This is a genomic window from Flavobacterium artemisiae (genome assembly GCF_042678225.1).
Classification (GTDB): Bacteria; Bacteroidota; Bacteroidia; order Flavobacteriales; family Flavobacteriaceae; genus Flavobacterium; species Flavobacterium artemisiae.
The window spans coordinates 378,625-403,293 of record NZ_JBHUDZ010000018.1 but is presented as its reverse complement, the minus strand read 5'-3'; the positions used below and the strand labels follow the sequence as shown (position 1 = coordinate 403,293).

Below are 24,669 nucleotides of genomic sequence, written 5' to 3'. Positions count from 1 at the left end.
GCTGGTTTTTAAGGTTTTAATAATAAAATTTGTAAAAAAAATATTTTTCATGTTTCCATACGAAGTTGTACGTCTTAAACGAATAATTAGAGATCGATAAAACAGAAATAACATTTGTATTCTCTATATTTTTGGATAGAAAAGTAAATCAAATTCTAACTTTTGTATTTTAACTTCGTTTGAAATTTGATTTTAATCTAATTAAGTAATTTTAAAATCTTAAAAAAGAATGTAAACTTGGTAAGCAATAAAACCAAATATAAGATGTGCTGCGAAAAGCTGTGTATAATAACCCGCAAAGTTAATATTAGGTTTTTGAGGTACCATTTTAAATAGAAAAAACCAGGTAATTATGCCAATAATGCCACTAATAGCTCCTAAAAGAATACCAATTGGCCATGTTAGTTCGAGAACTTTATAAATCCATAAAAAATGGTAAGCCAAAACAAAACCCAAACCAATTATATAATGTAAAATCCACGCCAGTATATTTTTGACACTAGGTGATACTTCTAAATGTAGATGACTTAAAATATAGCTCAATAGTACAGGTTCTTTGTACAGTTCTCTGGCAGTTGCTGATACTGCATAACTAAACAAAGTCATGGCAGAAGTAGCTGCGATTGACGAGACTACGATTTGAATCAGTGTGTAAAAGTCCATATATAAAATTTTTATTTAATTTGTATAGGATTAAGATCAGTTTGTGCCGGACCATTGATCACGGTTCCGTCTGTAGAAAATCTCGAACCGTGACAAGGACAATCGAAAGATTTTTCGTCAGTGTTCCAATGAACAATACAGCCTAAATGCGGACATACTGCAGAGAAGGCTTTTAAAGTATCGTCGTAATCTCGATAAACCGCAATTTTTTTAAGCCCCGAAGAGAGTACACCACCTTCGCCGGCAGGTAGATCAGCTGTATTTTTCAAGTCAGAACCTTTAATCCAGTCTAGGTATTGTGAGGCCATATTTCCAGCTTCCTTCAAAAAGTCCCCTGTAGATTTTAGCGTAATTCTTGATGGGCTGTATAAATCCTCCCATTGATTTTTGTTCCCTAATATAAGGTCACTGATAATCATAGAGCCAATAGTGGCATGTGTCATTCCGTTTCCAGAATCGCCTGTGATAATATAAATATTGTCGTCTCCGGGATTTTTGCCCATAAAACCTAAACCGTCCACAGGTTCCATAATCTGGCCTGACCAATGATAGGATATATCTTCAAGCATAGGAAAATAACTTCTTGTCCAGCGTTCGAGCCTTTCATAACGTTCGGCTGCAGAAATATTTTCTTGATCTTCCTGTCCTGTTTTATGATCTTCGCCACCTGAGATAAGCAGATCATACTGATCGTCAAAATTTTCTAAACGCACATAATGATAAGGCTCTGCAACCCATTCAGAATCTGCATCACCAGTATCCCACCACAGAGAATAAGGCAATAATCCTTTAGGTATTTTACCTGCAATAACATAAGTTCTATAGGCAGCTTGTTTAGTATGCATGGTGAGCGTATCATTAATAGGAGAGTTGGTAGCGACCACAATATGTTCTGCCGAAAAAGTAAAACCATTTACTTCTGCACCATGTTTGGTTATATTTTCTGCACGCGCTTCTGTGTAGATAATGCCTCCTAAATTTGTAATGGCATCGGCTAGACCTTTCAAATAATGTAAAACATGAAACTGCGCCTGATTATGAAAAACTATAGAATGTGTTTTTTCTCCGCCTGTTATGGCAGGTGTTGCTTTTAGAAACGATGTATTGATTCCTGCCGTTCTAGTAGCCTCATATTCTTTTTCTAAATTCTCCGGTTTGTCACTCGGATGCAGGAATAAATAACCGTTGACTCTTCTGAAGGAACAGTCTATATTTAGATCATTTACATTTTTTTCAATTTCATCAATTGCTTTGCTGTGACTTTCGGCGGCTAATTTTGAGGCTTCTTTGCCAAAAGTACTTTCCAGATAATAATAGCGGTCATCAAGCGCGCAGGTTAAATGTGCGGTAGTACGACCTGTTTCGCCGCTGCCTATAAACCCATCCTCGACAACGACGACTTTTTTACCAGCCTTTAGTAACTTGTAAGCAGTACTAAGGCCTGCAATTCCGCCTCCAATGACAAGTACTTCGGCTCCACAATTTTGATCAGGGATATTATAGGCTATCGGAGGAGTAGAATCAATCCAAAACGATACATTTTCTCCTGATGAAATACTTCCGTTATTAATTTGATCTGTTATCTTATTCATGATTTTATTTTTTTAGTTGAAAAAGGTTTTAAGCCAAATTTAAAAGACGTTTATGTATAGAATTTACATGTTAAAATTTTAAGTTTATATCATTGCCATTGTGTATGTTATATAATACTTTGTCAAAATACTGTAAGATTAAGTGCTTTATTAATAGTTGATTAGCTTTCTATTAATCTTAATAAAAAGAACTATGAAAGCAGCAGTTATACACGGTCCCGGATCTATTATATACGATACAGTAGACGATCCCATTTTAAAAGCAAAAGATGATATTATACTCAAAGTAACTTCCACAGCCATATGCGGATCTGATTTGCACATTTATTCGGGAGGATTACCGCAGCCAAGACCTATGGTTTTAGGGCATGAATTTATGGGAATAGTAGAAGAAGTTGGATCTGATGTTACCCATTTAAAAAGAGGAGACAGAGTAGTGGTTCCGTTCCCGATTGCCTGCGGAAATTGCTTTTTCTGCAATCATGATGTTCCTGGGAATTGTGAGCACAGTAATCCCGAGCATTATGGACCAGAAGGAGGAATACTGACCCAAAAAGGCGGTGCGCTTTTTGGCTATACTGATTTATACGGAGGTTATGATGGAGGCCAGTCGCAATATGTAAGAGTTCCATATGCTAATTATGGACCAAGAATTGTACCCGAAGATCTCAGCGATGAGCAGGTTCTTTTTCTAACTGATATTTTTCCAACAGGATATACAGGAGTAGATTGGGGAGAAGTAAAAGGCGGAGAAACAGTGGCGATTTTTGGTTCTGGTCCAGTTGGAATTATGGCTGCTAAAAGTGCTGTTTTAAGAGGTGCTGCACAAGTTATTGTAGTCGATACGCTTCAATACAGACTCGATAAAGCAAAACTAAGCACAGGCTGTACAACTATTTTATGGGAAGATGGACCAAAAGATGTTGTAGAACAGATTCGTTCCTTAACGCATGGGCGTGGTGCCGATGTGTGTATTGAAGCTGTAGGTTTTGAACCAGACCGAAATTTGGGTGACAGAATCAAAGCTACCATTAATTTTGAAAAAGGATCTACCAAAGTTTTAGAAGCTTGTATGAGCGCCGTACGCAGAAGTGGAATTGTTGCAGTTTTAGGCGTATATCCAGTTAATTATGATAACTTTCCGTTAGGGCAATTTTTTGATAAAGGTATAGTCTTAAAAGGCGGACAGGCTCCGGCTCATAAACATATAGATAAATTGCTGGAATATGTAGTTCAGGGAAAAGTAAAACTGGATGATATTATTACGCATAGACTGCCATTATCAGAAATTGCGCATGCTTATGATATTTTCAAAAAACGTGAAGACGGTTGTGTGAAAGTAGTGCTGGATCCTTGGAAGTAAATTATAGAATCGTTTTCATTAACAAATTTTAAATGAAATTTCAATATATAATAAACCCGACAGCTTTTTTAAAACTGTCGGGTTTATTTTAATATAAAGTCTATGAATTATTTACTACTCGTATTCAGCAGCTGTAGTATTGACTGTATTCAAAGCAACGTCATTTAACACACAGTCTGCTTCTTTTTCTTCGGCAAGAGTTTGAGTCAGCAGTTTTGCAGCATCATTTTCTCCCAGAGTTTTAGCAAAAGCCACAAGAGTTCCGTATGTTGCGATTTCGTAATGTTCAATTTTTTGCGAGCCAGCAATAATTCCGGCATCTCTGACAGGACCAGGAGTTGTTTCTAAAATAATAGAATCGCCTTCTTTTAATAATCCAGCCATCGCTTCGCATTTTTTGCCTTCTGCTTTTTCTCCTATCAGATCAAAAATCTGCTCCAATCTTTTTACCTGAAGTTTAGTAATGTCAAGATGTTCTAGAATTGCGCCTGCAAGTCCCGGAGATGTTGCATTTGCTGCCATTTTTGGCAATGCGCCGACTAATGCATTTTCTGCCCAATAAATATCTTTTAAACTGTCAACAAAAAGTTCTTTTAAATCTGTCGCTGCATCCGATGATGGTTCGACAATATTGATTTTATTGTTATTTTTTATAGCTTTTGTTTCAGATGCCTTTGCTTGAGGAGCATTGGTCTGACCTTGTTTTTCTGAATTTTTCATGTTTGATTTTTTTTGGTTATAAGTATAGGTTTGGTTCACGCTGCCAAAAACGGTGTAAACCCATTGCGTCAATAAATTCTTGAGCAAATGCTTCTGATGCAACATCGCTCGTGACAATAATTCCAGCATCATCATTGGTTAATTTTGAAGCAAAAGTGGTTTCGCTCAGCAATTCTGATGCCTGACCGTCTGCTCCAATTACTTTGCAGTGTTTATAAGCATCATTTAGATATTCCAATGCGTCGTCATTTTCGGCTAAAACACTAAGACCTAATCCGTGAGGTACATAAACTGCATCGAATAATACAGAAGATGCGGTAAGAAAACTAAAGTCAGCCTTAAGAGCTCCGTCAGAATCTGTAAGTACAGCACCTAAATGCGGTGCAATCACAAAACCTTTAGCATCTGCCTTTTTAAGTGCGTTTTTCATATTCGTTACCGCTGCCTCAGAAACGCCGTCAGAACAAAGTATTGCTACTTTTCTGGATTCGATTGTTGGAGTATTGGTTGGATTTTTTAGCATGCTTAACGCATCCGATGAACTAACAGATTGTTCTACTGTTTTAGGTTCCTGTTCGCCGCCTTCATTTTCTGGTGAAACGCCTTTATTAACCGGAAATTCAAGTTTGGATGGTACAGTTGCTCCAAGTCCAATCGCCACTTTTTCAGCAAGTTCTGTATCAACCTGAGATAACAATCCCAGCATTCTAACTCGAATAGCAGTGGTTTCTACTTTACCCAATTCAAAACGAAGCGCTTTTACAATATGGCTTTTTTCTTCTGGAGTCTGGCTGTTAAAAAATAATTTTGCCTGCCCGAAATGATCAGAGAAACTTTCACTTCTTTCTCTCACTTTATGCGCCTCAATACGTTCTGGGAAACTATTAAATCCGCCTTCGCTGATTTGTGCCTGATACGGACATCCTCCGCCTAAAGAATTTGGGTGATAACTTACACGGCCTTTATTGATTTCCTGTCGCATATGTCCATCGCGCTGATTATTATGAGTCGGAGCAATACTGCGGTTAATTGGAATTTCATGAAAATTAGGACTTCCTAATCTTGTAAGCTGCGTATCGGTGTATGAGAATAATCTTCCTTGTAATAATGGGTCATTAGAGAAATCAATTCCAGGAACAACATGTCCGGGATGAAAAGCGATCTGCTCCGTTTCTGTAAAGAAATTATCAGGATTTCTGTTCAAAACCATTCTTCCCACAATCGTTACGGGAACCAATTCTTCCGGAACTATCTTTGTCGGATCAAGGAGATCAAATTCGTATTTGTTTTCGTCTTCATTTGGAATTACCTGAACTCCTAATTCCCATTCAGGAAAGTTCCCCATTTCGATAGCTTCCCAAAGGTCTTGTCTGTGAAAATCTGGGTTTTTACCAGAAATTTTCTGCGCCTCATCCCAAGCCACTGCATGAGTTCCTAATTTTGGTTTCCAATGCAATTTTACAAAAGAAGAGTCGCCTGCTTCATTTATGAATCGAAATGTGTGTACTCCAAAACCTTCCATCATTCGATAACTTCTAGGAATGGCGCGGTCAGACATAACCCACATGATCATGTGCATGGATTCTGGCATTAAGGAAATAAAATCCCAAAAAGTATCGTGCGCAGATGCTGCCTGCGGAATTTCGTTATGTGGTTCTGGTTTTACGGCATGAACAAGATCTGGAAATTTAGAAGCGTCCTGAATAAAAAATACAGGAATATTATTTCCAACAAAATCATATATGCCTTCCTGCGTGTAAAATTTTACCGAAAAACCTCTTACATCACGTGCGAGATCTGTAGATCCTCGCGATCCTGCCACAGTCGAAAATCTTGCAAAAACAGGTGTAGTTTGTCCCATTTCCTGCAAGAAACCTGCTTTTGTTAATTCAGGAATCGGATTTGTTACTTCAAAAAAACCATGTGCTCCTGAGCCGCGCGCATGAACTACTCGTTCAGGGATTCTTTCGTGGTCAAAATGCGTAATTTTTTCTCTCAAAATAAAGTCTTCTAATAAAGAAGGACCTCTTTCGCCTGCCTTTAAAGTATTATTGTCGTCATTAATTTTAATACCCTGATTCGTGGTCAGGAATTTATTAGTGCCGTCAGATTTGTTGACCGACAGATCTCTCTGTTTATCATCCTGCGAATTTTTCATATTGTACAGTATTAGTGGTTAAAATAAAAAGCCCTGATGTAGAATTTTGGTTTTCAGGAATTCAAATATAACGGTAGAAGAGGAGTGGTTTTTACATAATTTGGCTTGCCTCTTACAGAATTTTCATTTTACTCTAGTTTTTATAAGTAACTTATTTTCAAATCCTTCCTGATGAATAATAATATAAAATCTTCAAATAATAATGTAATTCGCAAAGCTATCCGAACGGTAATTTTAAAGTATTAAAAAGGCGATGCAGGTATCTTGATACCTGATTGACACAGAAAGAAATTAGATAACAGCTTAACTATAAAAATATGTTTAAGAAAGGTCAAAGAGTACAGCAGGAATTTGGGAATCAGGTTATGGAAGTCATAGGTTTTGAACCAGAATTGATTGAAAACGTCATTACACAATGGGAAGATGAAGAAGGTACAATTGTAACGGGAAAATTTATGGAATCGCAATTGTCGCTGGCGGAATAAAAAGCAAAAAATAAATTTAATTAGATCAAAATGAAAACTAATACGCAGCCTAAAAAAGCATTTTATGCTTATCAGGAAAAAGATATCGAAACTATTTTTGATCATATCAAAAGTGAAAATAACGGGAAGCTTTTATATCAGTTACCCACGGGCGGGGGAAAAACTATAATCTTTTCTGAAATTGCAAGAAGGTTTACAGAAGAATTTAATAAAACAGTTATTATCCTGACGCATAGAAAAGAATTATCTACCCAAACTTCGTCGACATTAAAAAAGATGGGAATCAAGAACCACATTATAAGCAGTACAAGCGGCAACTTTAAATCTGATTTTGATTGTTATGTTGCTATGGTAGAAACGCTACGTAACCGCATAAAAGATAAAAGAATAAAAACCAATAATGTTGGTCTTGTAATTGTAGATGAAGCACATCATAATTCGTTCCGAAAATTAATGAGCAGTTTTAAAAATGCTTTCGTTATTGGAGTTACTGCCACGCCTTTTAGTTCTGATATTTCTAAACCTATGAAAAAGCATTACAAATCACTGGTTGTGGGCGAGAATATCTCAGAACTTATTGCACAAGGTTTTCTAGCAAAACCACAATCGCATGTATATGAAGTAGAATTAAATTCGCTAAAAACAGGAATACATGGCGATTATACAGTAAGTTCTTCCAATGAATTATATAGTTCTCCCGCAATGCTGGAATTATTGCTAAAAGCCTACAACGAAAATGGTTCAGGAAAAAAAACGCTGATTTTTAACAACGGAATTGCAGCTTCTCAAAAAGTATATGAAACTTTTACTGAAGCAGGAATTGCCATCAAACATCTTGATAATAAAACACCAGATAGCGAACGTAAAGAAATTCTAAAATGGTTTAAGAAAACCAAAGATGCAGTTCTGACTTCGGTTTCTATTTTAACCACTGGTTTTGATGAACCTACAGTAGAGAATGTTATTTTGAACCGCGCCACAACGTCGATAACACTTTATCATCAAATGATAGGTCGCGGATCAAGAAAACTTCCGTCTAAAAAAACTTTTACGATTATCGATCTGGGGAATAATATCCAGCGTTTCGGGGCTTGGGAAGAACCTGTAGATTGGAAATATGTTTTTGAACGTCCGGAGGAATTTGCAAAACAACTGCATTATCAATTGAGTGGAGGTTCTTCAGCAGTACAATCGCACGGACTTTCTGCCGAATTACGTGCTCAATTTCCTAATACGTTGGAAATGACATTTGATATCGAAGGACATTATCAGGAAGCTATTGATACCGATAAAAAACCAAAAACCGTCATTCAGCAATCGATCAGGCAGCACGCCAAAATGTGTATGGACAATGCCGAAACACTCTCACAGGCAATCGCATTGGCAGAAGCTTTGCAACCAGAGATAGACTGGCGTGTAAAACAGTATGTAAAATGTCTGGATAATGCCAGTAGAAATTATAAGACATGGCTGTTGGAAGATTATCAAAATAGACTTAAAGGTTTGATTATTAAATTGTATCCTAAAGTTACTGCCGCATAAAGATTATAGTAAGGATTAAGTTTAATAATGTAACATCATACAAGAATGATGTAAAAAAATGTTCTTAAATCAATTCATCTTTATACTAAATATTAAATCATGAAAACTTTTTTACGCAATAACGGACTTTCCGTCTGTTTCTTTCTGCTGTTTGCAGCAGCAATGGCTGGACAAATTATTTTTGGGTTTGAGGAATACAATAAAGACCTGATTGAAGAAGGCGCCTCGGCGGTAACATTATCCTCTTATCTTACAACTGGGCATTTTATAGAATCTACTTTTGAAAACTGGGAAAGCGAGTTTTTACAAATGGGACTTCTGGTAGTGCTTACCATTTTTTTACAGCAAAAAGGTTCATCAGAATCTAAAGATTTTGATAAAGATGAAGAAGTAAACAGAGAGCCTTCAGCCTCGCGAAAAGGTGCTCCAAGCGCTGTTAAAAAAGGCGGTTGGGTTTTAGTGATTTACAAACATTCACTCACCATTGCGTTGTTTTTGTTGTTTGCTTTATCTTTTTTACTGCATTTTTATGGAAGTTTAAAAGATGAAAACCAACAGCTTTCGCTAAAGGGAAAAGCTTTAGAAACCGCCTCGCAATATTTCACAGATTCAAGATTTTGGTTTGAATCTTTTCAGAATTGGCAGAGTGAATTTCTCTCGATTTTTGCCATAATTGTGCTGTCTATTTATCTGCGACAGATAGGTTCCTCTCAATCTAAACCAGTTGACGCTCCTCATATGGAAACTGGAGAATAAATACTTTCAGATAGAGTTTTTTCTTTATTTAAAAATGTTTTTTTAAACCCATAACTTATGCATACAATTTCACCTTGGGCAGCCACTGTGCACGCCGATTTAGAAAACAGCGCCGTAATTTGGGAGAAGGAATTCCAAAACTATACTTTTCAGGTATTTAATACCGGCGACTCCATATGGATAGTGGTCACTTGGCCCGATAAAGGAAAAATGGCTTTTCGTCCTGCTTTTGGTATGAACAGCTGCTTTGAAATAACCAATTTATTTGATGACGGACAGTTACTTGTAATCAATTTGCAAACCAGGTTGGGGCAGTACGAAGTTCAGATTTCCTTTCCGGATGATAACGCTCCGCTGCTGCATTATACAGCTTCATTTAAAACAAATCAGCCTTTAATGATTCCTTTCTGGCCGCGCGACATTATTCCGCTTACCCAAAATGGAAGTGTCGAAAATACAAATGGCAAAATTTACATGAATCAGATCGGTTCACGCTCCGGTATACTTTTCGGTAGTATGACCAAACCCAAAACAGGTTCTTTTTTCTATTTCCAGAATCTGGGCTCTATGAGCGACTATTGTGAAGCAACAGAAACCTCACTGGCAGAAACTGTAGGCGGGGCATGGCCGGAAATAGGATTTAAATTACCCGTATTAGAAAACAAACCGCTTCCCTCAGACCGAGCTTATATTATTTCAGATGCTTATGTTCTTTTTTCAGCGGATGCTGTTGAAAATGAAATTCAGCAGACTACACAATTTTTAGACAATCTTGCAGCAGTGTATCGTTTTTTACCCCATCCCGAAGTGCAGTATCATAAATGGCCTGAAATTACAGAAAATTGTCTTCAGGATATTTTTACCAATAAAGGGTGCTGGACCCAGACCAAAGGAATTCCGTATCTCAATGCTTATTTATGCGATTATGATACGCCTGCAGAAATTATGGTACAGCTCGCTATATTAATCCCTTTAAATGAACTAAAAAACTGGACTTGTGCGGAAACTGATCCTGTGTATAATGATCTGCTTAGCGGATTGGATGCCTTTTATGATCCAAAATTAAAAACCTTAAACCGATGGCTTCCTCAGCTAAAGGACGATCTTGATAAATCGGAAGAACAAAAAAAGGAAATGGTTATGGATTCGTGGTATCTGCATCATCCGCTGATGAACCTTGCAAGGCTTGCACTAGCGGGTGAAAAAAAAGCAGAAGAACTGGTTTTGCAGTCGATTGAATATGCCATTAAAGTAGCGCATCATTTTAATTACCAATGGCCGGTTTTCTATAAAATGGACACCTTAGAAGTCATAAAAGAAGAAACTGCGCCTGGTAAAGGCGGCGAAAAAGATGTTCCGGGATCTTATGCTCACCTAATGCTGCTGATGTATAGGCTTACAAATGAAAAACGCTATTTTAATGAAGCAGAAAAATCAGTTAAAAAGCTGATAGGTAAGGGATTTGATATTTTTTATCAGGCCAATATTACAGCTTTTTCTGCGGGAGCACTTTTAGAATTATACAAAATCACAAATAAGCAGGAATATTTAGATTTAAGTTATGCCTGTCTGGCTGGACTTTTCAAAAACATGCAGATATGGGATTGCCAATATGGATATGGAAAAAATTATCGTAATTATTTTTCTATATTTCCGCTCAATGAAGCGCCTTACACCGCTGCTTATGAAGAGATGGAAGTGTATGCCGCACTTTCTGAATATTTAATACAGGCGGAATCTGTAGAAATACTCCCGTCATTAAAAATTTTAATTCCAGAATTTCTAAAATATGCCGTAAGCCGATTACCGTATTATTATCCGACAATGCTTCCCGAGGAAATGCTTTCTGAAGACGTTAAAACCGGTGAAATTGTAAAAGATTTATGGATTCCGCTTGAGGATCTTTATACCGGTTGGGAGAAAAGTGGGCAGGTAGGTCAGGAAGTATACGGAGCCGGACTTGGTTTTGGCGTAATGACCAGACAATATCATAAGGTTAAGGACGAAGATTTTTTATTGTTTGCAGATTATCCACTAGTAAATTATAAAAAATCAAAAAATACGGTACAGTTTACTGTTTTAGGCAGTGCCGAATTTGACTGTAATTTCAAAATACTGTTTAATGAGAATAGCAGTAAAATTAAAATAGATGTACTTCACAATAAAAAACGCATTATGCCCACGGCAAAAAGTAAAATTTTACTAGAGTATAAAATTACAGGAGATAGCATAGTGCAAATTGCTTGGTAATTAACCTGAAAATATTGCTTCAATTTAGATAGCTGCATCGAAAAGTGTAAGATTTTAGATTAATTGTGTAAAAACGGCTTTATTGGCAAAGGTATATTTGAAAATATACAAACTAAAAAGTAATATTATGAAAAAGCTATTTAAAACTACAATGCTGATTGCCTTGTTTGCAACTGTTCTGTCTTGTAAAAAAAATGAATCCACTAATGAGGCTGATTACAATAACACTGCAGATTCTACTTCTACAACAGTAGACACCGTTGGTCCAGGTACAGACAGTACAACAGTTAATGGTGCTGGAACAACCGGAGCAACAGGAGAAGGTTCAACCGGATCTGGAGCTGCGGGTACACAACAAGAAGGAACAACAAATGTAAAAACCGATTCAACTGCAACAAGTAATAATAAAGGCAGATAGTAACTGCCCTAGGTTTATTATTTAATGTTTGTAAACCTGTGGCATTTGCTGGCTGCAGGTTTATTTCTTTTTTGGGGAAAAGAAGAAGTAAAATTAACGACAATGTATTTCAAACTTCCGGCATATAATAAATACTCATAACGCACAAAATCTATGAAAGCTATTATACTATTAGCAACCCTAAAAAGAAAGGGGAGTTCTAACACTGAAACACTTACAGAATTTCTGGGCACTTATCTGGAGAAACAAAATATTGATTATGAAGTTGTCAAACTCGCAGAGCATCATATCCTTCCCGGAACTTATACAAAAATGGAAAGTAAAGATGATTGGCCCGAAATCTATCAGAAAATTCTTGATGCAGAAATTCTACTCTTTGCAACTCCTTTATGGTGGAATAATCACTCGTCTGAACTACAAAGATGCATCGAACGTCTTGATGAGGTTTACGACAAAATTTTGGCTGGTGAAGATTCTCCACTGGACGGTAAAATTGGAGGCGTAATTATTACGGGAGATTCTGACGGTGTTGAGCATGTGACCGGAAATATTGCCAATTTTTTCTGCAGCATCGGTGTTACTTTTGCGCCTTATGCGTCATTGGGTGTAATTTGGGACGGTCATGCAAAAGGAGAAAATAAAAAGAAATCTCAGCTTCTTAATTATTATAAGCGCAATTATGCCAAAGATGCTAAAGCAATGGCAGAATCTTTGTTTAAAGCAGTAAAATAGAAGCAATTGTCTTTATTTTTTATTTTTTGAATGAGAATAATTGTTTATGATTTTTATATTAACATAGTTTATGTAGTTTTTTTATTTGAAAATTATCAGTAATCGTACTATTTAGATTCAAGTTAATATTAGTTTATGTGTTTTTTCTTAAGTTAAATGAGTATCTTTAACTATTATTAACCGTTTCACGGATATAATTCGATCGTTTATCGATTTTCAGAAGCTTATATTTATATAAACATTTGCAGATTTCTAAATTCTTGTCTTATGTTTTGCGATATAAATAATTAAGCAGATGACATTACAGATCTCACAATCACAACGGTATAATTATTTAGCAGACGATGACGAAGATGACAGGCAAATGTTTCATGAAGCACTGCTCGAAGTTAATAGTAATGCAGTTTTAACTCAGGCTGAAGATGGGAAGGAATTACTGGAGATTCTTTCTAAAAATCCAAAACCATTACCCGAGGTTATTTTTCTGGACATTAATATGCCGAAAATAGGAGGTTTTGAATGTCTTGAACAGATTAAACAGAACAAGAAACTAAATAAAATGCCTATCATAATGCTTTCTACCAGCAGTGATCCACTCACTATTAATAGAGCGTTGCAGCTTGGAGCCAATTTTTATGCTGTAAAACCAAGTACATTCGAAGATATCAAACTATTAATTAAAAAAGTTTTGCAGATGGATTGTCTTTCGATTCAAAATGACAAGCAGAAATTTAGATTAGCTTAAATTTTAAAAGACAATCCCAGTTCTGCGAATTTTTCAGAATTGGCATGCATAATTCCTGATCCTGTGATAAAATCTAATTGCACTTTCTTGTTAACTACGTAAAGTACTGCCACATCTGCCGTATTTTTGGCATGATGATGAGACTCTGTAAGTCCGTAAACTTCAGCCACCAGTTTTATCTTTTTAGTCAAAGCATAATCTCCTGAAATAGTATAAATGTATTCTGGTCTACCAGTATCAGAGAGCCAATGCACACCAAGGTTGTAACCTAAATGAGCCGATTTTGATAGGGAATATTGTGCAAGCATTCGAATTTCGGGACTGTATTTCTGCTCTTGCAGCGAATGATCTGCCATCCACGGGATACTTAAACGACCCAATAAACTGATATCAGGAATAATTCCTTTATGATCAATAAGATGATATTTGGCTCCAAATATTATGGGTTTAATACCGTCTGAATCTTCTTCGTGATCATGATCTATTGTAAAAGCACTTTCAATTCGAAATTCGGCATTTTTAAAAATTCCATATCGCAATACGATTTCAGGAATCTCGTATGCTTTTTCGCCTTCTTGCTGTTCAAACGAAAAACCGCTTTCTACCTGTAGATGATGAACAGAAATCGTGTTTGGACTTTCAGTTTCATTTGGTCTATCGGTTTGTATCTGCTGAGCCGAAACTGTAGAGCTAAAATAGAATAAACCTATTGCTATTATTTGTGGAAGTAATTTCATGTTTAAATAATAAATTTTCTGAATCATTTTTTAATAAAACAATAAAATACCTGCAGAAAATATACTACAGGTATTTTTATTTATTGAAGTAATTATGAATTATTTAGATTCAAGATATTCCTTTAGACCAGCAATATCATTTTTAACTAATTTTTCAAAATAAGGATTTAACAATTTCGCCGCACTTTCGCCTGCAATACCTAGCGGCGCATGATAAGAAATTGTGATATCTAGTTCAGTAGAACTTCCATTATCTTTAAATTTTACTTTTCCCGCATTTCTAATGGTAGCTCCCTCAACAGAATTCCAGCTCAGAAGCCTGTCTTTTCTGTCTTTTACAATTCGGGCTTTCCAAGAAATACTTCCAATTCCGGCAGGCCCTTTAGCAGTCCATTCAGAGATATTTGAATCGATGGTTTTAACAGATTCTAAATGACTCATAAATTTTGGAAGGTTTTCCAAATTGTGCCAAAAAGCAAATACTTCCCTAACAGGCTTATTAATAACAGAAGTAAATCTGATATTTACATTTGACGCTTTATCATTCATCAAATGCCCAACAGCATCATAAACGGGACAATACCCCGAAATTCCTCTCAGAAGCATAGCACCGCCGGCACCAGCTTTAGTAATACTTTTGTTTTTATTGGTTAGTCCATTATATAAAAGATAGGCACCGCTTGTTACCATTAATACACGTTCTAGTGTTGATACGTTTGTTTTAAGTGCCTTTTTTGAAGTTCTATTTGCTAATACTGAAAGAGTTTCCATACTATTGTTTTTTTAGGTTTTATAATAATTTAAGATTGTCTTCTGTTCCAATTTTATCAGCGATTAAAATTAGATGCTTAAAAATGTTTTTACTTACAGCATTTTTTATTTTCATTACACAATTGATTGTTGCGTTTATTTAGAATAAAAAAACCGTCTGAACTTCAGACGGTTTAAGCAGTGTTTTAAAGCGATTTGTTGATGTCACTTTGGGTATAGTCATTGTCCGAATCCAACTCCGAATCATCTTCATCACTGGAAATTAAATCATCTTCGTCTTCCAGATCATCCTCATCATCTAACTCATCCTCATCATCCAGACTATCTAATTTATTATAATCATCTTGTTGATTAAAATCAGGATCCTTATTTTGCAATTCATTGTTAGATTCAGTACTATCTACAGAAGTAGTATACTCTTCATTTCCAGTTCTTGTTTCGTCTTCTTGAGAATACGAGTCACTTTGACCGTAGTTTTCTCTCTCATCTAAACTCATACTCGTTTTTTTAAAGATTATTTTTTATCTGTTCCCTTTTTAGTGTCTGCTGCGTCTTTTTTTGTATAAGCAGTTTTATCTGTGCTTTTTGAAGCAGTTTCTTTTTTATCAGTTTTTTTATCTGATGCTTTTGCACTACCAGTGCTTTTTTTATTGTTTGAAGTACTCATGATAATATAGTTTTAATGATTAATATATTGGTAAATGTAAGGGTGTGATACAGCTCTATTTTACATTAAAGCTGTTTGTAATTGTATAATTACCAGTTCATTATTTGATAATTAGCAATTAGTGTCCATGATTCAATTTTTTATAATCTACTGACGATACTACTCATTTTAAAGTCTGGTGCTACGCTTCCTTTTATAACCTCTAAATTTTCAAATATTTGTAAATTAATTCATGAAATGATGCTAATCTTACAAATACCCGCCATAATTATGTAAAAATCGCCCTATGTCTTCAGCTACTTTTGAAATCGTTAATTATAAAAAAACATTATGAAAGCAACAAACACAAAGGACACTGCTAAGAAAGCAACGGCCACAGCATCTAAAGGAAAAACGGTAAAAGCTAAATCGTCTGCAGCCGAAGGATTGAGAGATTTATTTGTAGATTCCTTAAAAGATATCTATTGGGCAGAAAAAGCATTAACAAAAGCATTGCCTAAGATGGCTAAAAATGCAACTTCTGAAAACCTAATTACGGCGATCAATGAACACTTGGCTGTAACAGAAGAACAAGTAAGCCGATTGGAACAAGTCTTTGAAATAATTGGAGAAAAAGCTGCTGCAAAAAAATGCGATGCAATGGAAGGTCTAATTAAGGAAGGAGAAAGTATTATGGAAGAAACGCAGGAAGGACCAGTGAGAGACGCCGGAATTATTGCGGCATCGCAAAAAATCGAACACTACGAGATTGCAACTTACGGAACTTTGGCCGCGTTTGCCACAACTTTGGGAGAAGAGCAAGCCGCAGCATTATTACAGCAGACGCTAGAAGAAGAAAAGGAAGCAGATACTATTTTAACTGAGGCTGCTTATAATACTATTAATTTTGATGCTTCGGAAGAAGATGAGGAGTAAATATTCCAAAAAAATAATTAAAAGCCTGTAATTCTATAATAGAGATTACAGGCTTTTTTTTGCTCTATTATCATGCGATAAATTTTTTTGTTAAAGTATCTCTATGCGTTTATTTTGAATGATAATGGTAATCATATAATTAATACATAAGGTTTTATAAATAACTGAATACTAAGTGCGCAACATTTACAGCAGAACAAAAAGCTATTTGTTTCTATATCAAATTATTATTTAAACTATTGAATTATGAAAAATTTATTTTTAACCTGTTGTATGGCATTATCATTTGTATATGCATCAGCACAGACAACTCCTGCGAAAACAAAGTCTACAACTAAAACAGATTCTACTTACAACAAGAAAAGTAAGCAAGGTTCTGAGCATAAGTCTGGTAATAAAAAAGGAGACACGATTACTAAACAGCGTTCTAACAAAAAGAAAGGTACTACCCCTAAAACTGAAACGTCGCCTCCTCAACGAAGAGATACTCTTAACGGAACAACAAGACCGTAATATATCTTTGTTGATTATTTGATTTAAAAGCCTGTTTTTTTTCAAAAAACAGGCTTTTATTTTTAATGCTGTTGAGGCAGGAAATCGAAAATAGTAATTTATAATTTTTCATAAAAAAACCGCCTCAAAAGTCGGTTCTGAAATAGATTTACGAAATACGATCGAGATTAGTTCTTTTCATCAATATCATCAAGACCTTCGTTATCTAATTCTTCCGTGCCGAATTCATCATTGTCTTCGGTCTCAAATGCATCTCTATCAAGTTCCTCGTTATTGAATTCATCATTTCCTAGGTTTTGATTACCCAGTTCATCAGCTTTAAATTCTTCGCTGCTAAACTCATTTCCATAATCTGGTTCAGCATTATTGCTTATAGAATGATCTACTGAAGAGGTTTCATTTTCCTGTCTTTCGTTTCTTAATTCATTATTTTGAAAATCCTGATCTTCCTGACCGTAATTTTCTGTTTTATTTAAATTCATAATACAATTTTTTAAATTATTTTTTTGCTGCAGTAATTTTTACTGTTACGCCTTATTTGATGCTATTCTATTCGTTTCCTGAAGCATCATTTGCAAATGTAAAAGAGCTATCCAGTTTAAATTTATAGTCTGAACATTTATAGTTGTATAATTTTCATTGCTTATGTTTAAAAAAGCTAAAAGTCATTTTCGCTTTAGGTTTAAATGAGAAGAACCAAATTTTATTGTTTTATATAATAACTTGGTTAAAATCTTTGCAAGCTCTTTGCAAAATTTTAAAACTACTGTTAATTGTTTGATAATTAATAAATTGTAATCAATGTTGTAACTTTTGAGTTGAATTCTGTAAAAACCCTCTTTAGTGATGTTCTACTTTTCCAATTATTAATTTTAAACAAAATATTATGTCATTTGAAAATCAAAACACAGAAGGAGCTACGGCAAAAGCAATCGAAGAACAAACTTCAAAACTGTCATCAGATTTATTTTTATACGCTGCACTTGCTGCAATGGGAACGTCATTAACCTTAAAATGTTTGGGCAGAAAGCATACTGCACTATTTGTAGGTCAATGGGCATCACCATTTTTATTACTTGGAGTTTATAATAAGCTGGTTAAGTTAGAAGGACATGATGCCGAAGACAAAACAGTAAATGGCTAAGTTTTATGGAAGAGCATAATAAGCCCTTTAAATATCTTATTCAAAATGATAAAGCTGCCTTAACTTATGTAAAGACAGCTTTATTTTTTTACTGAAATTTAATATATTGAATCAATTTAAATTTGCTGACTATCAAAATACGTTATATAGCTTGCAAATGGGGTCTAACCTGCATCGTTACAATATCGCATCGTTTGGGCTGCGATAAGCAAAATAATACACTCATGGCAATATCTTCCGCTTCAAGCATTTCTAATTTTTTGATTTTTTCTTTCTGCTGCTCTATAGGATCACGCTGCATGTCGCTGGTAACAGAACCAGGTTCAATAAGCGAAACTTTTATTCCAAACTCATTAATTTCTTTTCGGAGAGAAGTGCTGTATCCTCTTATAGCCGATTTTGTTGCGACGTAAACCGTACTGGTTTTCTCCTTGCTTTCCGCGCTCATAGATCCAATATTTACAATGTGACCGCTTTGCTGGTTTTTCATTCTGGAAACAGCCTCTTTGGTAAAAGCCAGATATCCTAAAATATTAGTTTCCAGTACATACTTAATATTATCATAGTTCTCATTGGTAATTCCGTCAGCTGATAAGGCCGCATTATTGATTAAGATATCAATGCCTCCAAGAGTATTGTCTATTTCTTTGCAGATAAGCTGTAAATCTTCCTTTTTTGAAATATCTCCTGTAGTGCCAAAAACATTTCCCTGAGCTTGAGCTTTTATATCGCTCATAGCTTTTTGAAAATCTTTTTCATCTCTTCCAAAAATAAAAACATGTCCGCCAAGAGATGATAAAAGCTCGGCAGTCGCTTTTCCGATACCTGTTGTACCTCCAGTTATGACAATACGTTTTCTGTCGATATTTTGTCCAAAGTAGTTTGATAAATTTCCCATAATTGTATTTTTGTAATTTAATGCGTTACATGATAATTTATTCTGTTCCAAATGTTTGATTTATCCAAATATCTTATAACACATTGATTTTTGCTTACAGAATTTGATTTTTGATTTATAAGTTTTGCGTTAACATATTTTTATTTCACATTTTTTAATCTCGCGCACAAGAATCAACCAATGATTTTTCTAAAGGCAGGCCCAAATATAATGTCGTGCCTTTTCCAGGTTCGCTCGAAGCTCTTACAAAACCGTTATGGTTCGAAATAATGGTTTGCACCAAAGCCAGGCCAAGTCCGCTGCCGTACTGCTCATCATTGCTCTGCAGGCGGAAAAATGGATCAAAGATGCGGTTTTCAAAATCTTTTTTAAAGCCAATTCCGTTATCTCTTATCGAGAGTATTATATAATCTGTTTCAGAATCAGCATTAAATGTGTCAAATATTTCCTGATTTGGATAATGCATCCCAATTTTAATATGAGGAGCTATATCCTGCTGGGCAAACTTTATTGCGTTAGAAATTACATTTACAAACAGCAGATGAAACTGAGAAGCTATAATTTTCATAGGAGGCAGTGGGTCTACTGTAATAATGGCTTTATGCTCTGTTATAACCTTTTTTAGATCGTTTAAGGCTTTTTTTATTATTAAATTAAGATCTGCATTTTTGAATCTTTTTTCCGCAAAATTAAGTTTGGAATAGGTGACCAAATCTTCTATGAGCTGGTTTGTATTGGCGGCCGAATGAAGCAGTCGTCTTACATTATGTTTGGAAGATGTCGATAATTCAGGTTCATGATCAATAATCTTTTTGCCGAACATGTACATTTTTCGAATCGGTTCCAAGAGCTGTTCGCCCGCTGCGGCGGTAAAAGATTCCAGTTGTGTGCTTCTTTTTAGCAGCTCGTTATTTTTTAGCTGTAAATCTGCATTGCTTTTTTCCAAATCTGTAATATCTTCAAGAGCAATTAAAATCAAGCCCTCAGGTATAGAGTCAGTAATTGGTGCGGCATTAATAATCATTACTTTTTTCACGGCTGGATTTTCACTGAATTGTATTCTGGCATTCACAACCGGTTGATCCCTGCTTATTTTTTTCATCACTAATTCTTGAAATTCAACTGTATTCCAAAGGGCATTTCCTATTTCAGAAATCGAAATTCCTTCAATAAGTTCTTCACTAGTTTTAAAATAGCTGTAAAAGGAAGGATTAGCGCTGTGGATGATAAAATTACGGTCTATTATTAAAAGCGGCTCCCGAATTGTTTTAACAATCGATTCGTAGAAATTTCTCATTGAATGCAGCTGCTTTCTATGACTCTGAAGCTCATCATTTGTACAGGAGAGCTCTTGATTGTTAGAATGAAGCTCCTCTACAGAAGTTTGCAGTTCTTCATTTAGATATTGAAGTTCTTCAGTTCTATGCAGAAGCTCCTCATTAGAGGTGCGAAGTTCTTCAAAATAAACCTGCTGTTCCTCTGTTAAATATTTGAAGTCATTCTGAAGCTGAAACAGCTGTGTTTCAATCTCTTTTTGTTCTGATGTATTGTTATTCTGTGCTTCCTTTTCTGCTGAATTTGGTTTTCTGTGAAAAATAACAAGCAGCAGTTCGATATTTGATGGAAGATATACCACTTCGAAAGAAGTGCTGAAATCCTGATTTTTTATTGTAATAGGGCCTCCAGTGCAATTTCTTTTATCATTTCGCGCTTTTAAAATGGCATTTCTAAGTGAAAAACGAATTTCATGAGAAACCATATTTATGATATTAAAGCTGGGCTTACCAGCAGAAGGCTGCAAAAAAGAACTCGTATCACCATGAAAATGGACGATTTCAAAATCTTCGTTAATTACAACAGCAGCAGGCGAATATTGTTCAAGAAGCATGTCAGTTGCAATTTTTTTATAATTCGTAACTGTATTTTCAGGACTGTCTATTTTACTGATTGATTTTTCAGCTGTATAACCCGGCATTTCAGAGGTAAAGCGATAGTATGCTTTTCTGCATCGGTATATTTTTACCTGTCTTTCCACAGCTGTAAATAACTGTTCGACGCGTGCGGCAGATTCAGACTTTCCTAAGAAAAGAAAACCTTGGTCTCGAAGTGCATAATGAAAAGAAGAAAGGACCTTATTCTGCATATCAGCATTAAAATAGATCAATACATTACGGCAGGTTATAAAATCAATTTTAGAAAAAGGAAAATCCTTTGTGAGATCATGGACAGCGAAAATACAGCTGTCACGGATTGACTTGCTGACATGATAACCGCTTTCCTTTTTCGTAAAATATTTTGCCAGTCTTTCCCCGCTTATATTCTTTACATCCTGATTCGTATATATGCCAAGACGGGCTTTTTCAATACATTTTTCGGATAAGTCAGAAGCAAATATTTTGATGATGATCTCGCTGTTATTGGTTTGTTCGAGATATTCAGTAAGTGAAATTGCCAATGAATAAGCTTCTTCACCAGTAGAGCATCCTGCTGACCATATTCTTAATTCTTTTCCTCTAAGCGATTCTACAAGAGAGGGAAAAACTACTTTTGACAGACTATCAAAGAAAAGCTGATCTCTAAAAAAGTAGGTTACAGGAATAAGAATATCGTTAAATAATAAATCCTGTTCAGTCGTTTTACTTTTTAGTAAGGTAAGATAGCTTTCCGCACTTTCTTGTCTGGTAATTACCATTCTTTTGGCAATCCTCCTTCGAATGGTCTGTTCTTTATAATGATGAAAATCAGTACCGGATCTTGCAGCCACGAGATCAATGATTTGCCTTAAGAATTCGTCCTGTTCTGCTGATGCTTCCTTTTCCTCGTAGGCTCCATTGATTAAATAACTTTCTCTAATCTCCAGCAGCTTAGCGGCAGTTTGTAGGGGGGCTGTAAAGTAATCAATAAACTCAGCATTAGCCTTATTAAGTTCAAAACCGCTTTTTGTGACTGCAGAAACCGATGCACCGCCTTGTTCTCTGATATTTTTAAGTCCTGCCGCCCCATCTATAGAAGACTGGCAAGCCAGCAGTCCTATGGCATAACTCTCGTATTTTTGTGCCAGAGCATTGTAAAAAATATCCAGACAGTTATTAGTCCTGCTGCCTCGAATGGCCGGTTTTAGCTTTAAAATTTCATTTTCAAGTATAAGAAAGTTTTTCTCGGGTATGACGTATATATGATCCGGCTTTAATTCTACGGTATTTACTATTTCATAAACCGGCATTTTAACACAATCCGCAAGCTGCTGGGTAAGATCCGCATTCTGGCGGGACTCTAAATTCTCCATAACCAGAAATGCCATACCGGAATTTGGAGTAATACCAGAAAGGATTTGTTTAACAATATCTATTTCAGAGCCTTCCGCAGCAATTCCAACGACGGGAAAAAAGGGAAGGTTAATTTGATTTTTTTCAAGTGCAGCAGTTTCCATAAGCATTCGTTTGATTTAGCAGCGCATTTCACTTCTGCTTTAATTAATGCAGTTTCCAGCTGAGGCAGCTGCACCATGCAGCTGCCTCAAAATCAAATTACGGATTGAAAGTATAAAGTTTAAAAAATAGGTGACCTACTGCGTGTTTAACTTGGATGCATCATATATAAAAATTACAGTTGTAAGACCAAGATAAAATATGATGAGAATGCAAGGTATATAAAAGATTAAAATCGTTTAAATAGAGTTGATCTGCGGCAGTTTGATATTATTACTAATAAATTTCATAAAATTTAAACCAATAAGTTTGACGGGATAGTAAAGGTAGTAGATTTTTAGCAGGCATTGTTATATAATTGCCATTTTCAATATTTTGATCTACAGTGAATTGCGGTAGTTTTTTTTAAGTTTTTATACTGAAAAAAAAATCATCTATGTTATTTTACCAAGCAGGAAGTTTTAATAAAATTTGATAATCCTCATCTCCTATTCAATGCTTTTCATGTAAAGTATTGATATAAAGATTTTTATGTTTGAATCCTGTAATACCTCAATAGTATTGTGTAAGATGCAGCAGTGAGAGTGGTTTAATTTTGGGAATAGTCAAAAATTAAAACGTTCTGACAGTTTGCTGCTTAAAAAACAAGCGGCTTTTTGGAATTATAAAAAACAAAGATCTCCATAAAATTATTAATTGAAAAAGTTCTGTTTAATAACTGTTTGATCTCTACTTTCTAGCACAGGTGTCTTTAAAGCAATAAAACTTAAAAAAAAATACCGAAATTAAACTTTCATGTTCAGTGAAATTAAAAGCGGTTAGATAATAACTATAAATAATTATATGCCATGTTATATAGAAATATACTGCTGATTGACGATGATAGTGATGATGCCGATGTGTTTATCGAAGCCATCAATTCTTTGGATAAAAATGTTACCTACCTGGCAGAAACAAATCCCGTTAAAGCTTTAGAGTTTTTGAAAAGTACAAAAATTCTTCCTGATCTTATTTTTTTAGATTACAATATGCCTGTTTTAAATGGGAATGAATTTATAGAAAAAATGAGAGCTGTCGAAAAGCTCAAACCCATTCCGGTAATTATATATTCCAGCTATTCCGAAAATGCGGCTGCACAATTGTCGATTATTCATGATACGGAGAGGTATATTAGTAAACCCAATAGTTTTGCAGAGTTGACGGCACTACTGAAAAATATACTGGAGGAGAAATAAAATCTGTACTGGAAAAATTCAATTTTATTTTAGGCAGTACGGCAAATAGTAAAAGCACTATTGATCTTTTCACTTCGAGCATATCTAAGATTATTAGTACAAAGCTATTGCGCCCGTTTTTCAAAAATATCTGCATATTTTTAGGGAAGAACAATAGCCTCAAACTGGCTTTTAAGGTCTCAGCGGTGTGCAGAGTCTGGCTCAGGCAATCTGGTTCTGATTTAAAGAATGCTGCTTTATTAAAACCTTTGCATGCATTAATTCTGTACATTTGGTAAGTTTAAAACCCCTGCGAGATGATAAGTTCCGAGAATCACCACCTGGCCCCTGAAGGGTCAAATGAAAAAGAGCCTGTAAAAATTATACTGGCAGAAGATGATAAAGACGATCAGGAATTATTCATCGATGCCCTGGATGAGGCGCAGGTCCCCTCTGAGGTAACGACCGTTGAAAACGGGCAGGAGCTCTTGGATACTCTCAGAGATCAGTCCGAACCCAATCCCGATATTATTTTTATCGATGTCAATATGCCTGTTAAAGGCGGGAAGAAGGCGCTGGAAGAAATAAAAAGCGATAAAGAGCTTCGGGACATCCCAGCCGTTATGCTCTCCACTTGGAGCCACCCAGCAGATATTGAAGATTCATTTGATAAGGGAGCGGATCTGTACGTGCAGAAGCCGAATTCTTTTACCGGCTTTGTGTTGCTGCTAAAGAAAGTCTTTCTCCTGCACTGGACAAAAGCTTTACTAAGACCGGTTGTAAGTTTATTTTTTGTTTCGGAGAAGAATATATCCCATAAGGATTAAACAATAGTCTTTATCATTGTGTACTGTAATTATAATGCGCTTTTAACCTTGTTTTTGGGATGCAGAATTACTTTTGAAAATAAAACCCTCAATATTAATAGGTTCCCATTTTAATAATCTTATCTTTGAGC

General features: G+C 35.5%; 24 protein-coding genes. 13 read left to right on the top strand and 11 right to left on the bottom strand.

Going from position 1 to position 24,669, the window contains the following annotated elements; translation table 11 throughout:
- Nucleotides 1-219: 219 nt before the first annotated feature.
- On the bottom strand, nt 220-663 hold the full coding sequence (locus ACFSC2_RS21595; RefSeq protein ID WP_379813169.1) for a hypothetical protein: 444 nt from the start codon (nt 661-663) through the stop codon (nt 220-222).
- A gap of 11 nt (nt 664-674) precedes the next feature.
- The gene (locus tag ACFSC2_RS21590) at nt 675-2,255 is read right to left on the bottom strand and encodes an FAD-dependent oxidoreductase (RefSeq protein ID WP_379813168.1); all 1,581 of its coding nucleotides are present in this window, start codon (nt 2,253-2,255) and stop codon (nt 675-677) included.
- Between the two features lie 193 nt (nt 2,256-2,448).
- Here ACFSC2_RS21590 and ACFSC2_RS21585 point away from each other — a divergent pair, with 193 nt between their 5' ends.
- Nucleotides 2,449-3,618 (top strand): zinc-dependent alcohol dehydrogenase, encoded by a 1,170-nt coding sequence (locus ACFSC2_RS21585; RefSeq protein ID WP_379813167.1) that lies wholly within the window; start codon nt 2,449-2,451, stop codon nt 3,616-3,618.
- Nucleotides 3,619-3,732: 114 nt separating this feature from the next.
- Here the strand turns inward: ACFSC2_RS21585 and ACFSC2_RS21580 are convergent, their stop codons facing one another.
- Nucleotides 3,733-4,338 (bottom strand): YciE/YciF ferroxidase family protein, encoded by a 606-nt coding sequence (locus ACFSC2_RS21580; protein WP_379813166.1) that lies wholly within the window; start codon nt 4,336-4,338, stop codon nt 3,733-3,735.
- A gap of 16 nt (nt 4,339-4,354) precedes the next feature.
- Nucleotides 4,355-6,496, bottom strand: coding sequence for a catalase (locus tag ACFSC2_RS21575; protein WP_379813165.1), 2,142 nt, complete (start codon nt 6,494-6,496; stop codon nt 4,355-4,357).
- A gap of 317 nt (nt 6,497-6,813) precedes the next feature.
- Between ACFSC2_RS21575 and ACFSC2_RS21570 the strand changes: the two genes are divergently transcribed.
- The 7 genes from ACFSC2_RS21570 to ACFSC2_RS21540 all read left to right on the top strand — a co-directional run bounded on the left by ACFSC2_RS21570 (nt 6,814) and on the right by ACFSC2_RS21540 (nt 13,424).
- A complete protein-coding gene (locus tag ACFSC2_RS21570) occupies nt 6,814-6,981 on the top strand; it encodes a hypothetical protein (RefSeq protein ID WP_379813164.1) in 168 nt (55 codons plus the stop codon).
- A 30-nt stretch (nt 6,982-7,011) separates the two neighbouring features.
- Entirely contained in the window at nt 7,012-8,523 is a 1,512-nt protein-coding gene (locus tag ACFSC2_RS21565; RefSeq protein WP_379813163.1) for a DEAD/DEAH box helicase, read from the top strand.
- Between the two features lie 99 nt (nt 8,524-8,622).
- Nucleotides 8,623-9,279, top strand: coding sequence for a DUF6766 family protein (locus ACFSC2_RS21560; RefSeq protein ID WP_379813162.1), 657 nt, complete (start codon nt 8,623-8,625; stop codon nt 9,277-9,279).
- A 57-nt stretch (nt 9,280-9,336) separates the two neighbouring features.
- Nucleotides 9,337-11,529, top strand: a complete 2,193-nt coding sequence (locus tag ACFSC2_RS21555; protein WP_379813161.1) for a hypothetical protein — start codon at nt 9,337-9,339, stop codon at nt 11,527-11,529.
- 127 nt (nt 11,530-11,656) lie between these two features.
- Nucleotides 11,657-11,947 carry a hypothetical protein gene (locus tag ACFSC2_RS21550; RefSeq protein WP_379813160.1) on the top strand — a complete coding sequence of 97 codons (291 nt, stop codon included), beginning with the start codon at nt 11,657-11,659 and terminating at the stop codon, nt 11,945-11,947.
- A gap of 153 nt (nt 11,948-12,100) precedes the next feature.
- A complete protein-coding gene (locus ACFSC2_RS21545; RefSeq protein ID WP_379813159.1) occupies nt 12,101-12,679 on the top strand; it encodes a flavodoxin family protein in 579 nt (192 codons plus the stop codon).
- 295 nt (nt 12,680-12,974) lie between these two features.
- Nucleotides 12,975-13,424, top strand: coding sequence for a response regulator (locus ACFSC2_RS21540; RefSeq protein WP_379813158.1), 450 nt, complete (start codon nt 12,975-12,977; stop codon nt 13,422-13,424).
- On the opposite strand, the gene ACFSC2_RS21535 is transcribed toward ACFSC2_RS21540, so the two are convergent.
- From ACFSC2_RS21535 to ACFSC2_RS21520, 4 genes are all read right to left on the bottom strand, one after another.
- The gene (locus tag ACFSC2_RS21535) at nt 13,421-14,188 is read right to left on the bottom strand and encodes a transporter (protein ID WP_379813157.1); all 768 of its coding nucleotides are present in this window, start codon (nt 14,186-14,188) and stop codon (nt 13,421-13,423) included. The genes ACFSC2_RS21540 and ACFSC2_RS21535 overlap by 4 nt on opposite strands.
- A 72-nt stretch (nt 14,189-14,260) precedes the next feature.
- Complete coding sequence (locus ACFSC2_RS21530; protein WP_379813156.1) at nt 14,261-14,932, bottom strand: SRPBCC family protein; 672 nt, start codon at nt 14,930-14,932, stop codon at nt 14,261-14,263.
- Between the two features lie 185 nt (nt 14,933-15,117).
- Nucleotides 15,118-15,429 (bottom strand): hypothetical protein, encoded by a 312-nt coding sequence (locus ACFSC2_RS21525; protein ID WP_379813155.1) that lies wholly within the window; start codon nt 15,427-15,429, stop codon nt 15,118-15,120.
- A 17-nt stretch (nt 15,430-15,446) separates the two neighbouring features.
- On the bottom strand, nt 15,447-15,599 hold the full coding sequence (locus ACFSC2_RS21520; RefSeq protein WP_379813154.1) for a hypothetical protein: 153 nt from the start codon (nt 15,597-15,599) through the stop codon (nt 15,447-15,449).
- 330 nt (nt 15,600-15,929) lie between these two features.
- On the opposite strand from ACFSC2_RS21520, the gene ACFSC2_RS21515 reads away from it, so the two are divergent.
- Both ACFSC2_RS21515 and ACFSC2_RS21510 read left to right on the top strand, forming a co-directional pair.
- Nucleotides 15,930-16,514: a YciE/YciF ferroxidase family protein gene (locus ACFSC2_RS21515; protein WP_379813153.1), complete on the top strand. Its 585-nt coding sequence runs from the start codon at nt 15,930-15,932 to the stop codon at nt 16,512-16,514.
- Between the two features lie 273 nt (nt 16,515-16,787).
- Entirely contained in the window at nt 16,788-17,027 is a 240-nt protein-coding gene (locus ACFSC2_RS21510; RefSeq protein WP_379813152.1) for a hypothetical protein, read from the top strand.
- Between the two features lie 167 nt (nt 17,028-17,194).
- On the opposite strand, the gene ACFSC2_RS21505 is transcribed toward ACFSC2_RS21510, so the two are convergent.
- Entirely contained in the window at nt 17,195-17,509 is a 315-nt protein-coding gene (locus ACFSC2_RS21505) for a hypothetical protein (protein ID WP_379813151.1), read from the bottom strand.
- Nucleotides 17,510-17,913: 404 nt separating this feature from the next.
- On the opposite strand from ACFSC2_RS21505, the gene ACFSC2_RS21500 reads away from it, so the two are divergent.
- On the top strand, nt 17,914-18,171 hold the full coding sequence (locus tag ACFSC2_RS21500) for a hypothetical protein (RefSeq protein ID WP_379813150.1): 258 nt from the start codon (nt 17,914-17,916) through the stop codon (nt 18,169-18,171).
- A gap of 142 nt (nt 18,172-18,313) precedes the next feature.
- Here the strand turns inward: ACFSC2_RS21500 and ACFSC2_RS21495 are convergent, their stop codons facing one another.
- Both ACFSC2_RS21495 and ACFSC2_RS21490 read right to left on the bottom strand, forming a co-directional pair.
- Nucleotides 18,314-19,069, bottom strand: a complete 756-nt coding sequence (locus tag ACFSC2_RS21495) for an SDR family oxidoreductase (protein WP_379813149.1) — start codon at nt 19,067-19,069, stop codon at nt 18,314-18,316.
- Nucleotides 19,070-19,223: 154 nt separating this feature from the next.
- Complete coding sequence (locus ACFSC2_RS21490) at nt 19,224-22,499, bottom strand: CheR family methyltransferase (protein WP_379813148.1); 3,276 nt, start codon at nt 22,497-22,499, stop codon at nt 19,224-19,226.
- Between the two features lie 846 nt (nt 22,500-23,345).
- Here ACFSC2_RS21490 and ACFSC2_RS21485 point away from each other — a divergent pair.
- Together ACFSC2_RS21485 and ACFSC2_RS21480 are read left to right on the top strand one after the other, a co-directional pair.
- The gene (locus tag ACFSC2_RS21485; RefSeq protein ID WP_379813147.1) at nt 23,346-23,732 is read left to right on the top strand and encodes a response regulator; all 387 of its coding nucleotides are present in this window, start codon (nt 23,346-23,348) and stop codon (nt 23,730-23,732) included.
- A 296-nt stretch (nt 23,733-24,028) separates the two neighbouring features.
- Complete coding sequence (locus tag ACFSC2_RS21480) at nt 24,029-24,538, top strand: response regulator (protein ID WP_379813146.1); 510 nt, start codon at nt 24,029-24,031, stop codon at nt 24,536-24,538.
- Nucleotides 24,539-24,669 lie beyond the last annotated feature (131 nt).

Bases quoted from the DNA above. Each gene is read 5' to 3' on its own strand.
- ACFSC2_RS21595 (WP_379813169.1), bottom strand. From the start codon at position 663: ATGGACTTTTACACACTGATTCAAATCGTAGTCTCGTCAATCGCAGCT.
- ACFSC2_RS21590 (WP_379813168.1), bottom strand. From the start codon at position 2,255: ATGAATAAGATAACAGATCAAATTAATAACGGAAGTATTTCATCAGGA.
- ACFSC2_RS21585 (WP_379813167.1), top strand. From the start codon at position 2,449: ATGAAAGCAGCAGTTATACACGGTCCCGGATCTATTATATACGATACA.
- ACFSC2_RS21580 (WP_379813166.1), bottom strand. From the start codon at position 4,338: ATGAAAAATTCAGAAAAACAAGGTCAGACCAATGCTCCTCAAGCAAAG.
- ACFSC2_RS21575 (WP_379813165.1), bottom strand. From the start codon at position 6,496: ATGAAAAATTCGCAGGATGATAAACAGAGAGATCTGTCGGTCAACAAA.
- ACFSC2_RS21570 (WP_379813164.1), top strand. From the start codon at position 6,814: ATGTTTAAGAAAGGTCAAAGAGTACAGCAGGAATTTGGGAATCAGGTT.
- ACFSC2_RS21565 (WP_379813163.1), top strand. From the start codon at position 7,012: ATGAAAACTAATACGCAGCCTAAAAAAGCATTTTATGCTTATCAGGAA.
- ACFSC2_RS21560 (WP_379813162.1), top strand. From the start codon at position 8,623: ATGAAAACTTTTTTACGCAATAACGGACTTTCCGTCTGTTTCTTTCTG.
- ACFSC2_RS21555 (WP_379813161.1), top strand. From the start codon at position 9,337: ATGCATACAATTTCACCTTGGGCAGCCACTGTGCACGCCGATTTAGAA.
- ACFSC2_RS21550 (WP_379813160.1), top strand. From the start codon at position 11,657: ATGAAAAAGCTATTTAAAACTACAATGCTGATTGCCTTGTTTGCAACT.
- ACFSC2_RS21545 (WP_379813159.1), top strand. From the start codon at position 12,101: ATGAAAGCTATTATACTATTAGCAACCCTAAAAAGAAAGGGGAGTTCT.
- ACFSC2_RS21540 (WP_379813158.1), top strand. From the start codon at position 12,975: ATGACATTACAGATCTCACAATCACAACGGTATAATTATTTAGCAGAC.
- ACFSC2_RS21535 (WP_379813157.1), bottom strand. From the start codon at position 14,188: ATGATTCAGAAAATTTATTATTTAAACATGAAATTACTTCCACAAATA.
- ACFSC2_RS21530 (WP_379813156.1), bottom strand. From the start codon at position 14,932: ATGGAAACTCTTTCAGTATTAGCAAATAGAACTTCAAAAAAGGCACTT.
- ACFSC2_RS21525 (WP_379813155.1), bottom strand. From the start codon at position 15,429: ATGAGTTTAGATGAGAGAGAAAACTACGGTCAAAGTGACTCGTATTCT.
- ACFSC2_RS21520 (WP_379813154.1), bottom strand. From the start codon at position 15,599: ATGAGTACTTCAAACAATAAAAAAAGCACTGGTAGTGCAAAAGCATCA.
- ACFSC2_RS21515 (WP_379813153.1), top strand. From the start codon at position 15,930: ATGAAAGCAACAAACACAAAGGACACTGCTAAGAAAGCAACGGCCACA.
- ACFSC2_RS21510 (WP_379813152.1), top strand. From the start codon at position 16,788: ATGGCATTATCATTTGTATATGCATCAGCACAGACAACTCCTGCGAAA.
- ACFSC2_RS21505 (WP_379813151.1), bottom strand. From the start codon at position 17,509: ATGAATTTAAATAAAACAGAAAATTACGGTCAGGAAGATCAGGATTTT.
- ACFSC2_RS21500 (WP_379813150.1), top strand. From the start codon at position 17,914: ATGTCATTTGAAAATCAAAACACAGAAGGAGCTACGGCAAAAGCAATC.
- ACFSC2_RS21495 (WP_379813149.1), bottom strand. From the start codon at position 19,069: ATGGGAAATTTATCAAACTACTTTGGACAAAATATCGACAGAAAACGT.
- ACFSC2_RS21490 (WP_379813148.1), bottom strand. From the start codon at position 22,499: ATGGAAACTGCTGCACTTGAAAAAAATCAAATTAACCTTCCCTTTTTT.
- ACFSC2_RS21485 (WP_379813147.1), top strand. From the start codon at position 23,346: ATGTTATATAGAAATATACTGCTGATTGACGATGATAGTGATGATGCC.
- ACFSC2_RS21480 (WP_379813146.1), top strand. From the start codon at position 24,029: ATGATAAGTTCCGAGAATCACCACCTGGCCCCTGAAGGGTCAAATGAA.